This window comes from Corticimicrobacter populi (genome assembly GCF_003123725.1).
Classification (GTDB): Bacteria; Pseudomonadota; Gammaproteobacteria; order Burkholderiales; family Burkholderiaceae_B; genus Corticimicrobacter; species Corticimicrobacter populi.
Window position 1 is genome coordinate 169,611 of the sequence record NZ_QETA01000004.1, and the last position, 16,313, is coordinate 185,923.

At 62.5% G+C, this 16,313-nt stretch carries 16 protein-coding genes; 6 read left to right on the forward strand and 10 right to left on the reverse strand.

The window, feature by feature from the left end; genetic code table 11:
• Positions 1-63: 63 nt before the first annotated feature.
• The 4 genes from DD235_RS10820 to DD235_RS10835 form a co-directional block, all read right to left on the reverse strand.
• The gene (locus DD235_RS10820; RefSeq protein ID WP_109062095.1) at positions 64-2,601 is read right to left on the reverse strand and encodes a TonB-dependent siderophore receptor; all 2,538 of its coding nucleotides are present in this window, start codon (positions 2,599-2,601) and stop codon (positions 64-66) included.
• Between the two features lie 92 nt (positions 2,602-2,693).
• Positions 2,694-3,683, reverse strand: a complete 990-nt coding sequence (locus tag DD235_RS10825; protein ID WP_109062096.1) for a FecR domain-containing protein — start codon at positions 3,681-3,683, stop codon at positions 2,694-2,696.
• On the reverse strand, positions 3,680-4,222 hold the full coding sequence (locus tag DD235_RS10830; RefSeq protein ID WP_109062097.1) for a sigma-70 family RNA polymerase sigma factor: 543 nt from the start codon (positions 4,220-4,222) through the stop codon (positions 3,680-3,682). The genes DD235_RS10825 and DD235_RS10830 overlap by 4 nt, the downstream gene beginning before the upstream one ends.
• 125 nt (positions 4,223-4,347) lie before the next feature.
• Positions 4,348-5,007 (reverse strand): 7-cyano-7-deazaguanine/7-aminomethyl-7-deazaguanine transporter, encoded by a 660-nt coding sequence (locus tag DD235_RS10835; protein ID WP_109062098.1) that lies wholly within the window; start codon positions 5,005-5,007, stop codon positions 4,348-4,350.
• A gap of 161 nt (positions 5,008-5,168) precedes the next feature.
• On the opposite strand from DD235_RS10835, the gene DD235_RS10840 reads away from it, so the two are divergent.
• Both DD235_RS10840 and DD235_RS10845 read left to right on the forward strand, forming a co-directional pair.
• Positions 5,169-5,948: an AraC family transcriptional regulator gene (locus DD235_RS10840; protein ID WP_193519598.1), complete on the forward strand. Its 780-nt coding sequence runs from the start codon at positions 5,169-5,171 to the stop codon at positions 5,946-5,948.
• Positions 5,949-6,064: 116 nt separating this feature from the next.
• On the forward strand, positions 6,065-6,715 hold the full coding sequence (locus tag DD235_RS10845; protein ID WP_109062099.1) for a LysE family translocator: 651 nt from the start codon (positions 6,065-6,067) through the stop codon (positions 6,713-6,715).
• Here DD235_RS10845 and DD235_RS10850 read toward each other — a convergent pair.
• Positions 6,660-7,733, reverse strand: a complete 1,074-nt coding sequence (locus DD235_RS10850; protein WP_109062100.1) for a LysR family transcriptional regulator — start codon at positions 7,731-7,733, stop codon at positions 6,660-6,662. The two genes, DD235_RS10845 and DD235_RS10850, sit on opposite strands and share 56 nt — an antisense overlap.
• A 196-nt stretch (positions 7,734-7,929) precedes the next feature.
• On the opposite strand from DD235_RS10850, the gene DD235_RS10855 reads away from it, so the two are divergent.
• Positions 7,930-9,441, forward strand: a complete 1,512-nt coding sequence (locus DD235_RS10855) for a CoA-acylating methylmalonate-semialdehyde dehydrogenase (protein ID WP_193519590.1) — start codon at positions 7,930-7,932, stop codon at positions 9,439-9,441.
• Between the two features lie 15 nt (positions 9,442-9,456).
• Here DD235_RS10855 and DD235_RS10860 read toward each other — a convergent pair whose 3' ends face one another.
• Positions 9,457-9,717 carry a DUF2789 domain-containing protein gene (locus DD235_RS10860; protein ID WP_109062102.1) on the reverse strand — a complete coding sequence of 87 codons (261 nt, stop codon included), beginning with the start codon at positions 9,715-9,717 and terminating at the stop codon, positions 9,457-9,459.
• Entirely contained in the window at positions 9,656-10,906 is a 1,251-nt protein-coding gene (locus tag DD235_RS10865; protein ID WP_109062103.1) for a magnesium transporter CorA family protein, read from the reverse strand. Before DD235_RS10865 ends, DD235_RS10860 begins: the two co-directional genes overlap by 62 nt.
• Before the next feature lie 153 nt (positions 10,907-11,059).
• Between DD235_RS10865 and DD235_RS10870 the strand changes: the two genes are divergently transcribed.
• The 3 genes from DD235_RS10870 to DD235_RS10880 all read left to right on the forward strand — a co-directional run bounded on the left by DD235_RS10870 (position 11,060) and on the right by DD235_RS10880 (position 12,727).
• A complete protein-coding gene (locus DD235_RS10870; RefSeq protein ID WP_146193495.1) occupies positions 11,060-11,380 on the forward strand; it encodes a hypothetical protein in 321 nt (106 codons plus the stop codon).
• Positions 11,380-11,715, forward strand: coding sequence for a hypothetical protein (locus DD235_RS10875; RefSeq protein ID WP_109062105.1), 336 nt, complete (start codon positions 11,380-11,382; stop codon positions 11,713-11,715). Before DD235_RS10870 ends, DD235_RS10875 begins: the two co-directional genes overlap by 1 nt.
• A 64-nt stretch (positions 11,716-11,779) precedes the next feature.
• The gene (locus DD235_RS10880; protein WP_109062106.1) at positions 11,780-12,727 is read left to right on the forward strand and encodes a 2-hydroxyacid dehydrogenase; all 948 of its coding nucleotides are present in this window, start codon (positions 11,780-11,782) and stop codon (positions 12,725-12,727) included.
• A gap of 76 nt (positions 12,728-12,803) precedes the next feature.
• Here the strand turns inward: DD235_RS10880 and DD235_RS10885 are convergent, their stop codons facing one another.
• The 3 genes from DD235_RS10885 to efeB form a co-directional block, all read right to left on the reverse strand.
• On the reverse strand, positions 12,804-13,979 hold the full coding sequence (locus DD235_RS10885) for a porin (RefSeq protein ID WP_109062107.1): 1,176 nt from the start codon (positions 13,977-13,979) through the stop codon (positions 12,804-12,806).
• A 76-nt stretch (positions 13,980-14,055) separates the two neighbouring features.
• On the reverse strand, positions 14,056-14,889 hold the full coding sequence (gene efeO / locus DD235_RS10890) for an iron uptake system protein EfeO (RefSeq protein WP_109062108.1): 834 nt from the start codon (positions 14,887-14,889) through the stop codon (positions 14,056-14,058).
• Positions 14,890-14,987: 98 nt separating this feature from the next.
• The gene (gene efeB / locus DD235_RS10895; RefSeq protein WP_109062109.1) at positions 14,988-16,292 is read right to left on the reverse strand and encodes an iron uptake transporter deferrochelatase/peroxidase subunit; all 1,305 of its coding nucleotides are present in this window, start codon (positions 16,290-16,292) and stop codon (positions 14,988-14,990) included.
• Positions 16,293-16,313: the final 21 nt, after the last annotated feature.

Here is a 16,313-nt window from a genome sequence, read left to right on the forward strand (position 1 = left end):
GGCCTGTGGGCCCGTCAGGTAATCGTACACGTCATCCACGCGCAAGAGTTCTTTATCCTGGTGTCAGAATTTGTACCTGACATTCAGCGTGGCGTTTCTCGGCGTACCGTAGATCCCGGTGTAGAACGTCGTGTCTATAGAGCTGATGTATTTCCTGTCGAACAGGTTGTTGATGTTGAGCGTGGCCGACAGATTCTCGTTGAAGTCGTAATGTGCCATCAGGCTGGCGACGGGATATGCACCCTGGCGGGCTGTCAGCTCGCGGCCTGCCCACCAGGGCGTGCCGGTGCGGTAGGTTGCGCTTTGCCAGGTCATGCCGCCGCCCAGGGTCAGCCGGTGCCAGTCGCCAGACAGGCGCAAGGTCGTCCAGAGCTTGACCAGGTGTTCGGGAAGGGTCGTCGCGATGCGTGCGCCGTTCGCGTCCTTGGTCTGACCATAGGTGTAGCCGGCCATGATATTCCAGCCACGCGCCAGTTCGCCGTTGATTTCGATGTCGATCCCCTGGGTCCTGGCCCCTTTGACGGCAATGTAGGCAGCCGTGTTGTCGGTGCCGGGTACGGTGTAGCCATCGTCGGCCTGTGCCAGGTTGTCCTGCCGGATCTGGTAAATCGCCACGGCGCTGGTCAGTCGTCCGTCCAGCCAGTCACTCTTCACGCCCAGCTCGTAGTTGATGCCTTCACGTGGCTTGAGGATGGCACCGGAGCGGTCGCGCAGCATTTGTGGCGCGTAGATGGTGGTGTAGCTGGCGTAGAGCGTATGTTGTTCGTCCAGGTCGTAGGTCAGGCCGACATAGGGCGCAAAGAAACCGTTGGACTTGTATTCTTCGCTGAAGGCATAGGCCGTGTTTCTGTTCAGGAAACGGTAGGTGTTGGTGTATTCGCCATAGCGTCCGCCGACGATAAGGGCAAGGGGGGCGGAAAGGCTGAAGCGGGCGGCTGCGTAGATGCCTTTTTGCCGGATCGTGGTGTCGCTGTCGGTGTTGTAGCGCAGATGGTCGGCTGGTACACCCTGATGATTCCACGCAGGCAACTGAAAGCCATTGGTCGTGTTCTGCGACACATAATCAGCAAGGTCGGAGAATTCGTTGTGGCTGGCACCAACGACGAATGCATGCTGGCGGCCCAGCAGGGTGAATGGTCCGCCCAGCCTGATGTCGATGCCGGTCTGTTCCTGGTCGGTCTGGCCGATTGCCTGGTTGAGCCGCAGCAGTCCGGTAGATGCACCGATCAGCGAATTTGCCGTATAGCCGCCGACTACGCTGTAGCGCCGGTCACTCTTGATATGGGACAGCCCGATATCCAGTGCCCAGTCATTGACGAATACATGATTCAGTTTGCCGAAGAGTGTGGTGGTGCGTGTCCGGTTGGTGTTGTAGCGGCTGGCGAAGTTGGTCGAGCGCGTGAACTCGGTCTGGGTGCCGTTGTTGTCGAACAGCGGGAAACCGGTACCCAGCATCAGGCCACGAGGATCGTCTTCCTGATAGTCGATGCCGGCCCTCAGGGTCGTGGCTGCTCCAACATCGGCTTCCAGCACACCGTAGAGCACGGTTTTTTCCTGCCGGAAGTAATCGATATGCGTCCGGTTGCGCTGGTGGGCTGCCACGACGCGGCCGCGCAGGGTGCCGGTATCGTTGAGGGGGCCGGACAGGTCGGCTTCGATCCTGCGCTTGTCCCAGGATCCGATGCCAGCACTGACATGGCCCTGGAAGTCACGGGTCGGCCGCTTGCGGATGAGGTTGAGCGTACCAGCTGGATCGCCGACACCAATGGACAGGCTGGAAGCGCCGCGCAGGACTTCGACCCGGTCGTAGATGGCTAGGTCGGCCAGGCTCTGGCCGACAGTCTGGGTCGTCATGTCCAGCGTGGTCAGCACGCCGTCCAGCTGGTAGGCATTGATCGCATAGCCACGCGACATGATGGTGTAGCGTTCGGAACCCATGTCCGAGACCGAGATGCCTGGCGTTTGCACCAGGGCTTCGCGCACGCTGCCCAGTGCCTGGTCATCCAGGCGCTGGCGTGTCAGTACGCTGATGCTCTGTGGCGTGTCCTTGAGTGACAGGCCAAGTGGGGTAGCAGTAGAACTGGTGAGGTGGGCGGCGGTATAGCTGCCGGTTCCTTCGGTCCGATCGCTGCCGCCAGCCGTGACCAATACTTCTGCCAGAGCCGTGACCCCTGGGCCGCTCGCAGAAGGTTCCCATGCTTCACGCAGCAGATAACTGTTGTCCGGCTGGCGGATGGCCTCCAGCCCTGTGCCTTGCAGCAAGGCCGCGAGGCCTGCTTCTACGGTGTGGTTGCCAGACAGGCCTGGGCTGTGCCGGCCCTGGGTCAGCCGTGTATCGCCGCCCAGCAAGGCACTGTTCTGCGCCAGGAATCGCGCCAGCACGCTGTCGAGCGCACCGGCCGGGATTCGATAGCTACGTGTGTCGATGTCTGCTGCGATCCGGTTGTCTGGGGCTTGTGCCCTGACTTCCTGGGCATTTATGCCAACCATCGCCAGCACGATGCCTGTCAGGGCCAGTCGGGCGGTCAGGCCCAGCGCGAAGGTACGCAGGGTCGGGGAGAAGTACGTGCTGTTGTGGTGCCTGGAGTGCGGCAGGAACATTGGAAATGCCTCGTTCGTTGAGTGTGCTTGTCATATGTACGAACGAAGCGATGGAATGCGGAACTGCAGTGGACAAAAAATGTCGCCAGACCTTAGCGTGGTCCGATGCTGACCCACCATGGCAGTGGCTGCCGTACCCGGATAGGCAGTACGCGCTCAAGCATGCGCAGGGCCTGTTCGGTATCGGACAGCGGATAGCTGCCCAGGACCGGCAGGTCGGCAATGTCGGGATCCAGACCGATATGTCCGGCATGGTAGCGCCGCAGAGCAGCGATCAGCTCATGTAGCGGCGTGCGTTCCGCAATGAAAATGTTGCGCGCCCAGGCTTCGCGGTTGGGGTCGGCTGGTTGTGGTGGCGCGATGCCCTGTGTATCGAAAAAGGCTTGCTCGCCGGCTGGTACGATGACGCTTGCCGTATCGCTGCAGGGGGTGATCCGTACTGCGCCTTCGTATACCGCCAGCAGGCTGCGTGCATCGCCCAGTTGCACGCTGAATCGGGTGCCCAGAGCCTGCAATACACCATGCGTCGTCTGCACGATGAAAGGCCGATCGGCAGAGTCGCGTCCTGGCGCGGGATCTTGTGCGGTTTGTATCAAGACCTCGCCATGCAGCAATTCGATGCGGCGCTGTACCGGGTCGAAGTCCAGGTCGATGGCGCTGGCGCTGCCCAGCCAGAGTTCGCTGCCGTCGGCCAGTATGATACGGCGAATTTCTCCCGTGGCGTTGCTGTGGTCGGCTCCCCAGGCGAGCAGGGTGTTGCGCACGCTGCCATATTGCCATGCAGCGCTGCCAATGGCTCCACTGCCGGCCAGTATCAGCATGCCGCCAAGCAACTGGCGACGACGCTGGTGGCGGGTGTGGACGGCATGATGGGTGTCCGCTGCCAGTCGGGCACTGGCACCCTGCAGCGCAGAGAATTGCTGGCCGACGCGCTGTGCATAGCCCCAGGCGGCCTGGTGCTGTTCGGATGCATTCAGCCAGTCTTGCCAGTGTTGTCGATCCGCCTCGGTGACGCTGCCGGATTCCAGCAGCGTATACCAGTGGGCCGCCTGTTCGAGTACCTGGTGGCTGGGTGGGGTCATGGCGTGAGACCCATGTCGCAGCCCAGTTCGTGTTTCATGCAGTGCAACATGGCCTGGGTATAGAGCTTGCGGACCATGCGGGTACTGATACCGATTTCTGCTGCAATTTCAGGTTCGGTCATTTCGCAGGCCATCTTGAGCATGAAGACCCGGCTGGCCTTGGGGGGCAGGTTGCGCAACATGGCATCCAGCGCACCGAGTGCCTCGATGATGCCCGCGAGGTGTTCGGCCGAAGGGGCGTATTCTTCGGGGCGGGCAGTCAGGGTCTCCAGCCAGGCCTGCTCGAGTTCACGCCGGCGCCACAGGTCGGTGGCCAGATTGCGCGCCATGACCTTCAGGTAGGCGCGCGCCTTCGGGGCATTGTCCAGCGTGGGGACCGGCTTGACCAGCAGGCGTATGAAAACATCCTGCGCGATATCGGCGGCATCGGCATTGTGGTTTAGACGTGCGAGCAGCCATGACTTCAGCCAGGGCTGGTGCGCCTGGTACAGGGCCTCGACGTGCAGGTTGTTGGCAGTGCGGGCAGGTAGGGGGTTCATCCGACGGCGAGTAGACAGAATTGGCAAAGGCAAATTTCATGTGAATGATAATTGCTATTGTCAACGATGTGAACGGAAACCGTGGACTGACCGAGCGATGCGTTGCTGCATCGCCCATCCGGACCTCATGCCGGAACCGGTTCTGCCTTGCGTTGCAGGTGGCGTACGATCATGTTGAGGAGGATGCCGTACATTGGTACGAACATCAGCAGGCTGACCGCGAGCTTGATGACGTAGTCGACCAGGGCAATCTCGACCCAGTGCTCGGCCATGAACGGGTTGCTGCTGCGCCAGAAGGCCACGCCGAAGAACACCAGTGTATCGACTGCCTGCCCCACCACGCTGGAGGCGGCGGGGGCAATCCACCAGGCACGATGCTGGCGGCGCAGTCGGTCAAACACCTGGATATCCATCAACTGGCCCAGTACATAGGCCGTGAAACTGGCCAGGGCGATGCGAAATACGAAGCTGTTGAATTCGCCCAGCGCAGCCAGTCCGCTGAACACGCCGTCGTGGAACAGCACCGAAACGATATAGGAGGCCACCAGGGCGGGTAACATGACGCGGGCGATCACACGCCGTGCCGGCGATTTTCCCAACAGTCGTACCGTGAGGTCGGTGGTCAGGAAAATGAAGGGAAAACTGAAGGCACCCCAGGTACTGTGGAAGCCGAACAGCGTGATCGGCAACTGCACCAAGTAGTTGCTGGCGATGATGATCAGGATGTGAAACGAAACAAGCAGCGCCAGCAGCCAAGGCTGGCGTTGTGTGGACAGCGTAGTCATTGGAGACCTTTTTGATGAATGGGGTAAGGGAACCCATGAACCGGATAGAATTGCAGGCGCAATTGTAGCCTGATTCTGCAGGAGAAAAGGTGTTGGACTCTATCCAGGACGTCCTGGATGCGGGCGATGATCGCGGCCCACGCTTCTGGCGCGACCCAGCCATGCCCCATGTTGAAAGCCGCCGCGCCTGTGACAGCCGTGCCTGCTACCGGCCCCACAGCCATCCGACCTGGTCGATCGGGGCGGTCGATGCCGGCCGCAGCCGGTTCAGTGCGGAGCGTGTCGGTACCGTACCGATCGGGCCGGGTACGCTGGTCTTCGTTCCGGCTGGGCATGTACATGCCTGCAATCCCGAGCCGGGGGTTACCTGGAGCTATCAGATGCTGCATTTGGACGATCACTGGGTGCGCCGCCTGCTGGGGATGTCGGGGGCACTGAAGGGGGATATGCAGGTGCTGTCTGCGACCCGGGTCGGACTGTCGAACGATCCGGCGCGCTATGCCCGCTTCTGTGTACTCAATGACCTGCTGTTTTCCGCAGCGCCGGTTGTGGACAAGGAAGCGGCGTTGCGTGCCTTTCTGGTGGAGGGACTGGTGGGCACGGCGGCCATTGAGCCACTGGCGCAGGCCATGCAGTCAGTGCCCGATATCCTGGTACCTGTGATGCAGAGGCTGGAGGTTGCGCAGGAGCCCGTTTCTTTGGCTGATCTGGCGGTGGTGGCAGGGATGAGCCGCTACCGGCTGATCCGTGTCTTTCGTGCTGCTACCGGGATGACGCCGCATGCCTGGTGGCTCAATGAGCGGGTCAATCAGGGCAGGGCGCATCTGCGGGCGGGTCGGTCGATTGCCGAGGTCGCCCATGAACTGGGCTTTTCCGATCAGAGCCACTTCCAGCGGATGTTCAAGGCGCATGCCGGCGTGACACCGGGCAGCTATCGCTGAATGGGGCCGGTGCGGGGGCCGGTCAGTGCGACAGGTCCGGGCTGCAATTTCATTCAATACGGGCAGGCGTGCCTTGCGCCAGACTGTCATCCGTTGCAATTTCGGGTGGCGAGGCGATGGAGCAGTTTCTGATGGTGGCAGTGGCGCACTTCCTGGCGTTGCTGTCGCCGGGGCCGGATTTTTTCCTGATCGCGCGGACCTCCGCGGTGCAGGGCTGGCGTCTGGCGGCAGGGGTGTGTGCCGGCGTGGCAGTCGCCAATGCCGTGTTCATCGTGCTTGCCTTCAGCGGTGTATCGGTGTTTCGGCCGGGTAGCCTGTTGTTTGAAGTCGTACAGTGGGCGGGATGCCTGTATCTGCTGTATCTGGGCGGGCTGTTTTTGCGTCATGCCGGCCGTACGCCGCTGATGCTGCCGGATACGGTGGCGCAGGTCTCTCGGGACCGGCAGTCCACGGCAAGGGGACTGCCGGGGCAGGTAGGCTGGTGGCGCAATTTCATGATGGGTTTCATGTCCGGGGGACTCAACCCCAAGAATGCGCTGTTCTATGTGAGTCTGGCCGCCATGCTGGGGCAGCAGCCGGATCTGTTGCTGGCAGGCTATGGCCTGTGGATGTTCGGTGTGGTGCTGGGCTGGGATGTGCTGGTGGCGCTGGCGATCGGCAACCGGGCGATACTGAGTCGGTTTGCCCGTATCCTGCCCGCAGTGGAACGCATTACCGGGGTATGTCTGATTGGCCTGGCCGTGGCCGTCCTGGCCAGTCGCGGCTGACATCGGCGAAGCCGGCCCGCAGGAATTCCACCAGGCACTGCACGGCACGCGGTACCTGGGGAGTCCAGGGGCGGATGGCGTAGATGCGGGCACCGAAAAAGCCCTGAGGCTCCCAATCCGGCAGGATGGTGACCAGGGTCGATGTACGGGCCGGGTGTCCATCCGGCTCAGCCTGCACAACCGCCTGCAGCGCAGGCATGGCGCTGAAGTCCGGCAGCAGGGCAACGCCCAGCCCGGCCAGTGCTGCGTCGCGCAGGGTTTCGCTGTTGTTGGCCTTGATGGGCCCCCAGACCGGGATGCTGACCTGTTCGGTGGGCTGGCGACGGCGGGTTCGTGTCAGGGTCCAGCTTGATGCGGCCAGCCCCGCCCGCAGGTAGACCAGACAGGCGTGGCGGGTCAGGTCTTCGGGGCAGGCAGGCGTGCCGCAGCGTGCCAGGTAGTCGGGGCTGGCAACCAGCAGCGAGCGGGTGTCGCACAGGGGCCAGGCGACGCTGCTGTCCGGGGGGGTATGCGTGTGGCGGATGGCCAAATCGAAACCCTCCTGTCCGAGATGGACCAGTCTGTCGTTCAGGTCCAGTTCGACGCGAATCTCTGGATGCCTGGACAGGAAATCGGCCAGCATCGGCATGACGTACTGACGCCCCAATGCCACAGGTGCCGTCAGTCGTACCAGGCCACGTGGCTGGCTGGCAAGGTCACGAACGGCTGCAAAGCTCTGCTCTATCCGGGCAAAGGCCGGGCGGGTGTCCTCCACCAGTTGCACGCCAGCCGCCGTGAGTGTCACGGCACGTGTCGTGCGCCTGACCAGGGGGACGCCGGTCGCTCGCTCCAGGGCGGAGATGCGCTGGCTGACCGTTGCCTTGGACAGTCCGAGGCGGCGTGCGGTCTGGGTATAGCTGCGCGTTTCGCCGATCAGAGTCAGCAGATGCAGGTCAGAAAAGACCGGGTGGGCGCACAGCGCCGGATCGAGTGATGCCGGGGGCGTAGGTCCGGTGTGTGCGGAGGTGGGCTTGGACATGAGGCAGCGTCGATAACGATCAAGGTCGGGTATTGCGATGGTCGAGGGAGTTGATTGTTTGTTTTTTCAAACAATGTAGTCGATTTTTCGGACTTCTCAAAAATCAGGTGGCTTCCTAAACTGAAGCGCATTTTCCGGGGACTGTATCGCTCGGGCTGACACAGTCCTGTGGCCATTTTTTCTGCGAGGTTCGATCATGACAGCACTTATTTCCAACTGGATCGCAGGTCATCACGCCGCCGCTTCCAGCGGCCGGCAACAGCCGGTGTTCAATCCCGCCAGCGGTGTCGTGGCAGGACAGGTACAACTGTCGTCTGCGACAGATGTCGATGCTGCCGTGGCGGCTGCCCGCACGGCTTTTCCTGCCTGGAGCGCATTGCCGCCGCTGCGTCGCGCTCGCATCCTGTTCCGTTTTCTGGAACTGCTCAATGCGCATCGTGACGATCTGGCGCACATGATCACGGCCGAGCATGGCAAGGTGTTTACCGACGCCCAGGGCGAAGTCACGCGAGGCATCGAGATCGTCGAGTTCGCCTGCGGCATTCCGCAACTGCTCAAGACGGATTTCAGCGAGCAGGTCAGCACCGGCATCGACAACTGGACGCTGCGCCAGCCGCTGGGTGTCGTGGCGGGCATCACGCCATTCAACTTTCCGGTCATGGTACCGATGTGGATGTTTCCGGTAGCGCTGGCGACCGGCAATACCTTTGTGCTTAAGCCCAGTCCGATCGATCCCAGCCCCAGTCTTTTCATGGCTGAGCTGCTGCGTCAGGCAGGATTGCCGGATGGCGTTTTCAATGTGGTGCAGGGAGACAAGGAGGCGGTCGATGCACTGCTGGTGCATCCCGACGTGCAGGCGGTCTCGTTCGTTGGCTCCACACCGATCGCCAACCATATCTATGAGACAGGAGCGCGTCACGGCAAGCGTGTGCAGGCCCTTGGCGGTGCCAAGAACCACCTGGTGGTCATGCCCGATGCCGACATGGATCAGGTGGTGGATGCCCTGATCGGTGCTGCCTATGGTTCGGCTGGCGAGCGCTGTATGGCGATCAGCGTGGCGGTTTTCGTAGGAGAAGGCACCGCCGAGCAAGTGCTGCCCAGGCTCATCGAGCGCACCCGTGCGCTCAGGATTTGCGATGGCCGAAACTTGGAGGCGGAAATGGGTCCCATCGTGACCCAGGCCGCACGCGAGCGGATTACCGGCTACATCGAGCAGGGCATCGCCGAAGGGGCACAATTGCTGGTCGATGGTCGCACGTTCGAGGGGGCTTCTGCCGGGCCGGGATGCGAAGCAGGCTTCTGGCTGGGGGGAACGCTGTTCGACCACGTGACACCGCAGATGCGCATCTACCGCGAGGAAATATTCGGCCCGGTGCTGGCCTGCATGCGCGTGGCCGATTTCGGTGAGGCGCTGCAATTGATCAACGCGCATGAGTTCGGCAATGGGGTGAGCTGCTATACCCGCGATGGGCATATCGCCCGCGAGTTCAGCCGTCGCATCCAGGTCGGCATGGTGGGCATCAATGTGCCGATCCCGGTGCCGATGGCCTGGCAGGGCTTTGGCGGCTGGAAGCGCAGCCTGTTCGGCGATATGCATGCCTACGGAGAAGAGGGGGTGCGTTTCTACACCCGCCAGAAATCCGTCATGCAACGCTGGCCGCAGGCCACAGCCAAGGGGGCGGAATTTGCCATGCCGACCAGTCAGTAGGCCGCCAAGCCTGGCTCAATCCAGCCCGGTGCTGCGCTTGGTCGCATCCTCGTGCATGGATTCGTTGAGCTGGTCGACGATCAGTGCCCAGGGCGCATCAGCCTTGAGCTGCTCGGACAGGAACTGGCGCTGTGCCGGACTCCAGCAGGGGGCATCCAGAATGCTGACATTGGTGGGCAACTGGTTGTTCCGGATAAAGGCAGCGATGGCAGCATCACTGGCGTCCAGTCCGAGTTGCAGGAACAGATTGCTCATGCGGGGCGTGGTTTCGTCCATGGGGCACTCCTTTGGTGGGGTGGGAAAGTGAGGGCACCGGCCTGTCGCGCAAGCGCGGCGGCGGGGCGTCACTGGCCGACAGATAGCGCTTGTGTGAAAAATAGACGACCAGTGCAATGGAAATCAGGCACATCACGGCCAGTGTCCACCAGAAACCATGTTCGTGTCGCAGCCAGGGCAGGAACTCCAGCCCCATGCCGAACAGGTCGGCAATCAGGCCCAGCGGCAGGAAGATGGCCGTGATGGCCGTCAGCGTGCGCATCACATCGTTGGTGCGGTTGCCCTGGATGGTGAAATGAATCTGCACGGCCGTTTCGGCGCTTTGCTCGAGCAGGCGCACGTGGCGGGCGACTCGACCGATGTGCTCGGCCACGTCGCGGCTGCGTACCAGCAGGATTTCGTGCGTGCGGCGACTGGCGTCGGACGACGGCGGCAGATCTTCCAGCGTTTCGATCCAGCCGCTGACGGCACTGAGTTGGTCTTCGCACAGACTTTCGAGATGATGCAGTGTCTGGCGTGCCTGCAGCAGGCCCTCCCAATTGCCGAAGCGGGCATTCGGGCGCAACAGGTGTTGTTGCCAGTGGTCCAGGCGTGTGGTCATGGCTTTGCGCAGGACCAGGAAATCATCGACCATCAGGCCCAGCATGCGCAGCATCAGTTCGGCCGCAGAGGTCGGCAGACGTCCGCCGCCTGTCTGTGTTGCATGCGGGCCGGTTTCGCTCTGTGCCTGTAGCGACAGACGTTCGATGGCGACGCCCAGGGTCGAGCAGGCGCTGTCCGGATGCACGCTCAGCAGCACCCGCTCGAAGATGGCGAAGCCGACCGGCTCAGTCTGGATGTCCGAGGCCGGCAGCAACTGGGGTTCCTGCTGGGGCCGGGTGCCGGTGGCCGGCCGTGCAGGCAGGTCGTCGAGCATGGCATCCGCCAGGCGTCTGAATACCAGAATATCGTAATCAGCCGTGCAGTCGTAATGCGACGGTTGCTGGTGATTTTCGAGATCGGCCAGGTGCAGATCAAGCAGTGTGCGACCTGCCGTGCGCTGCATATCGTCCTGCAGGGCATGGCGCCGCCGTTCGAGATCGGCACGGGCGACTGCCAGCCACAGGAAACCATCGGCAGGCGGCGCAGCCGGCAGGCTGGTCAGCTCTTGGAAGGCCTGGCCCGGCCGGATCTGGAAAATGCGCAGCATGCCTGTCGATGCTCCATGAAAGAAAGCGACAGCCCCATCATACCCAAGTGCGTGGGCAGCATCGAATGACTATGGAAAATTACCCATTTTCAGTGATTGCAGGTGACTGTGCGCGCTTGCACAATCACATCGTCAATATCCGACAGACTGAACATGAAAAATTTATTGATAGCCGGCATGCTGCTTGGCATGTCTTGTGCGAATGCCTATGCGGCATTGCCTCCGTGGGCCCAGCGTAGCGTCGAATTCAAGGCCACCCTGGATGATCAGGGGGTGATGAAGGCTTTGCCTCACGGGAGTCTCATCCAGAGTCTTGAATATATCGGGCCTGATCTGTACCGGGTCAGTGCAGGGCACTGCACACTGGAGGTTCGGGTCAAGGATAGACCGATGCCTGAACATCAAGGCGTGCCGATGGTGGGACCGCGCCATTTCGAACTGGAAGTCGGCATGTCGGTATGCACGGAGGACTGATGAAATTTTCCATTCCAAAGATCACATGGGTAGCGAGTGCTGTCTTGCTGGGATTGCCCACCCTGGCCTGGGGGGACTCAAGGCCTGACGCAAAACTCATGCAGGATTACAACGACTCGCAATTCTGTGCAGCGCTGTTGCAGCAGTTGGGTGGTGCAGACAATGAACGGAAAGCCGCGTTGGCGCTGGCCCATGCCAAGAATCTGGCACCCGCTGCCGGCGACACCACTGCCGAGGCGTTCAATGCAGCGTATCACGATACCACCCTCATTCTGGGGATGGTAGATGAGAAAGAGATGAAGCAGTTCACTCAATTTTGCCTGAATAGGTGGTAACCCCTTTTGAGTACCGGGGTGTGGGCGGGCTATGATGACCAGACGAGCAGACTCAGGAGGTTGCATGTCTTACCCGCCCATTCCTTTCCTGTCCCAGTCGGGCCCGGCCGAGCAGGCCGTCTGGATCCAGGCATTGTCGCAGGCCATGCCGCAGGAGCGGATCGTGTCGTTTTCGGCGCTGTCGGAGCAGGAGCGCAATGCCTGCACGGTGGCCATCGTGGCCAATCCCGACCCTGCCCAGGTGCATGCCTTGCCGTCGCTGCAATGGGTGCACAGTGTCTGGGCCGGTGTCGAGCGGCTGGTGGCTTCGCTGGGAGACAGTCCGCTGCATATCGTGCGGCTGGTCGATCCACAACTGGCGGCGAACATGGCCGAGGCCGTCCTGGCCTGGACGCTGTACCTGCATCGCTACATGCCTGAATATGCCCGTCAGCAGCAACAGCGGATCTGGGCCGAACTGCCCTATGTCATGCCGCAGCATCGTACGATCGGAATACTGGGCATGGGCGAACTGGGGACGGAAGCAGCCCGTCGCCTGCGTGCGGCGGATTTCCGCGTCTGCGGCTGGAGCCGTCGCCCCAGGTCGATCGAGGGCGTGGAGAGCTTTGCCGGTGACGACGGTTTGCGGGAGATGCTGGCGCAGACCGATATTCTGGTCTGTCTGTTGCCTTTGACGCCGCAGACCCGTCATCTGCTTGATGCCGAGCGGCTGGGCTGGCTGCCACGAGGTGCCCGGCTGATCAACTTTGCCCGGGGGGGCATCATCGACGATACGGCACTGCATGCTGCGCTTGATGCCGGGCATCTGACACATGCGGTTCTGGATGTCTTCGAGGTAGAACCACCGCCAGTCGATGGCTGGCATTGGGCGCATCCCGGCGTGACGGTCTTGCCGCATTGCTCCGGGCCGACCAGCCGCGAAACGGCTTCCGCCATCGTGGCCCGGCATGTGCAGGCCTTTCGCGAGCGTGGGGAATTGCCGGCAGGCGTGGATCGGGCGGCTGGGTATTAGCGCAGAGACGGCACACAAGGTGAGGGCCGAGTGTTGCCGGTCGCAACAAGCTCGGCCCAGATCAGGATGATCCTGCTCAGAACGCGTGTGTCAGGCCCACGGCTACCCGTGTCGTGGTCGGGTTGTCCGGTGTGAGCAGGGCTTCGGTCGAGGCGTTCTTCATCCGCCCGGCGAAGGCGTAGACGCTGGTGCGCGGCGACAGGCTGTACGAATAGCCGATCGTGTAGACCTGTATGTTCTTGGCCTTGTCACCACTGCCCTGCCAGTCCCAGTCAGGCGAGGCGAGCGACCATTGCAGCGTCAGGTCACCGCCACCCAGCGGAATGGTGGCACCGGCATACCAGCTTTGCAGGCGACCGCCGTCGACAAATTCGTTGGGACCGAGACCGCCCAGTCCGGGCCGGTCGGGATTGGCGTTGGCGTATTCATCGCCGTTCAGGCCGACGAAGCCGTTTTTCTGGCGCGACCAGCCGCCGGCCAGCTTGACGGGACCAAAGTCATAGCTGGCCCCCAGTTGCCATGCGTCGGGCTGGTTCAGGCCGACCGAGCCGCTGTCTTTCGGTTGCAGGCGGTCGTAGGTGAGCGCTACATACAGCGGGCCATCTTCGTAGCTCAGGGCCGCGCTCAGTTCGCGTGCCTGGCGGGCACTGTCGAAGTCGCTGCTTTCGTCCGCGTTGAAGCTGTAGCCCAGGCCCAGTTTCAGGCCTCCGAAATCAGGCGAGAAGTAATTGACGGTGTTCGACAACTGGTAGTTGTCGGCCGCCTTGAACGTCGCGCCCAGGCCGAAATCTTTCCAGCCGGCCAGTTCCACCCCGGAAGCAGCCTGCTGCGCCACTGTGTTCTGGCGGCCGAAACGCAGTTCGCCGTAGTCGGCGTGGTTCAGACCGAGCCAGGCGGCATAGTTGAACAGGCGGCCTTCTTCTTCCGCATTGCCGCTGTTGGCGTCGAAGCCGCTTTCCAGCGTGAAGGTTGCGCTCAGGCCGTCGCCCAGATCCTCGGCACCGCGCAGACCCCACAGCGAGTCGGCCTGACCGCCGCTGATCAGGCCGCTCTTGCGGGCGCGGCCCTGGCCTTCGAAGTTGGAAATCCGGGTGTAGGCCAGTCCGGTATCGATCACGCCATAAAGGGTGACGCTGCTGGTGGGAGCCTCGGCATGGGCAGCGCCCAGGGGCAGCAGGGCAGCGCACAGTGCCGTCAGGGGAAGAAGGCGGACGCACGCGGGTACGGCAGTCGTGGCAAACGAATGCTTCATGATGGTTCCTTGCGGAGAGGGAGGTCCCATCGGACGGTGGGTGCAAGGTCCGATGGGTCAGTGGTTAAGCCGGGTGTCAGTCCAGTCCGAGCATGCCGCGCAGTTGCGACAGGTCTTCTGCCAGCGTGTTGACCTTGCCGGCCAGCAGCTTGCGGTCGCGTTCGCTCAACTTGTCGTAACTCTCGAAGCCGCCATCCGCCGTGCGGTATTTGGCCAGCGTATCGAAGACGGTCTTGAAGTTGGCATCGGTCTTGGCCGCAAAGGCGGGGTCTTCGGCCACGATCAGCGGATGCAGCAGCTCGACGATCTTGTAGGCCCCTTCGAAGTTGGCCTGGAAGTCCCAGAGGTCGGTATGGCTGTAGCGGTTTTCCTCGCCGGAGATCTTGGTGGCCGCGACTTCCTCCATCAGCACGGCAGCCCCGCCCACCACCTTTTCGGGCGGGAAGGTCAGGTCGGCCAGCCGGCCGTTCAGCTCGCGCACGTCAGTCAGCAACTGGTCGGCGAAGGGGGCCAGACCCTGGGTCGAATTCTGTTCCCACAGCACGTACTCGATGCGATGGAAACCACCGAAGCCGGGATCCTTTTCGGCCTGCTCATGGTCATCGGCACGCGAGTCGATGGCTCCGTCGAGATCGCTGAACAGTTCCGCGACCGGCTCGATCTTTTCGTAGCTGGTGCGGGTGGGGGCGTACAGTGCCTTGGCCTTGTTCAGGTCGCCGGCCTTGATGGCAGCCACGAATGCCTCGGTGTCGGTGACCAGTTGGCCGGCATTCTCGGAAACGTAGATCTTGTATTCGGCCACGGGCTCGACCAGTTGCAACGGATCCACGGCAGCCTGGGCCTGCAGGACGGAGAGAGCGGCGCAGCTGCCGATGAGGGTGGCCAGTGTACGGGCGCGGAAGGGATTCATGGGCGTTCCTTTTTATCGATTGAATGTCATACAGGAAAACAGGCGGATGGTCGTGTCGGGCAACGCGGTGCCTGGGCGCAGGCAGAGGTGGGTGAACATCATGCGCTGGCCTCCATCAGGGAGCGGCCCAGCCAGTCATCGGCCGTGCGCATGCCGGGCAGCGTGAAGAAGAAGCCGCCGCCGACGGGTTTGAGGTATTCCTCCAGAGGCTCGCCGTCGAGTCGTTTCTGTACGGTGATGAAGCCTTTTTCCAGATCGGCCTGGTAGCAGATGAACAGCAGCCCCATGTCGAGTTGGCCCGAGCGGGTGACGCCATTCGAATAGTTGAACGGCCGGCGCAGCATCAGATTGGCCTCGGAACCCGGCGTGCGCGGGTTGGCCAGCCGGATGTGCGAGTCCATTGGGGTGCGCAGACCTTCGGGATCGGCGTGGTAATCCGGCACATCGTGTTCGGTGGCACCGCCATCGAGCGGCGCGCCGCTGTCGCGCTGGCGGCCGAAGATGGCTTCCTGCTCCTGCAGTGGTGTGCGGTCCCAGCGCTCGACGAAATTACGGATGATGCGTACCGCCTGGTAGGTGCCGCCCACGGCCCAGGCGGGTTCGCCCTGGCCGGGCTGAACCCAGACCACACGATCCATCAGGGCTGCATCCCCGGCATCGGGATTGGCTGAACCGTCGCGAAAACCCAGGAAATTGCGGGCGCTTTCGGCGGGCTGGCCGGGGCGCTCGGCGATGGGCGGCACGCTGCCTTCCTGCTTCCAGTGCAGCAGCAGCAGGTCGGGCGTGTTCTTGATGATGTCGCGCAGGGCGTGGATGATGGTGTCGGGCGTATTCGCGCAGAGCTGGATGGACAGGTCGCCGTGGCAAAGCGCAGCATCGAGCGCATCGTTGGGATGGCGCTGCATCTGGTGCAACTCACGCGGTTTGACGGCGGCCAGGCCAAAGCGAGGGTCGAACAGCGAGGTACCGACCGACACGGTCACGGTCAGGTTGTCGGGGGGCACATCGGGGCCGAGGATGCCCGAGCCGGGTGGCGGCAGCTTGGGATCTCGCTGGGGCTGGATGCCCCCCTGGGTCAGAAAGGCGATGCGTGCGCTCAGGATGCGGAACAGCCGCTCCAGCCCGTCGCGGTCTTCTGCGAGCACGAAGAACGAAGCCATCATGCCGGCGCTGGGTCGAGGTGTGGTGACGCCCGCCTGGTGCACGCCCAGGTAGGGAACGCGCTCCTGGAACTGGTCGCTGTAGGGCGCGTCGGTGACCTGCCCGCCGGAGCGGGCCAGCGGCGCGCAGCCACCGATCAGCAGGCTGCCTGCGCCGAGGGTCGCCAGCAGGTGGCGCCGTTGCGGGGAGGTGGGCGATGAGTCATGGCTGTGATCCGACAACGGGACGGAACGTATTTTCATGCAGGCTCCTGATCGTGGTGG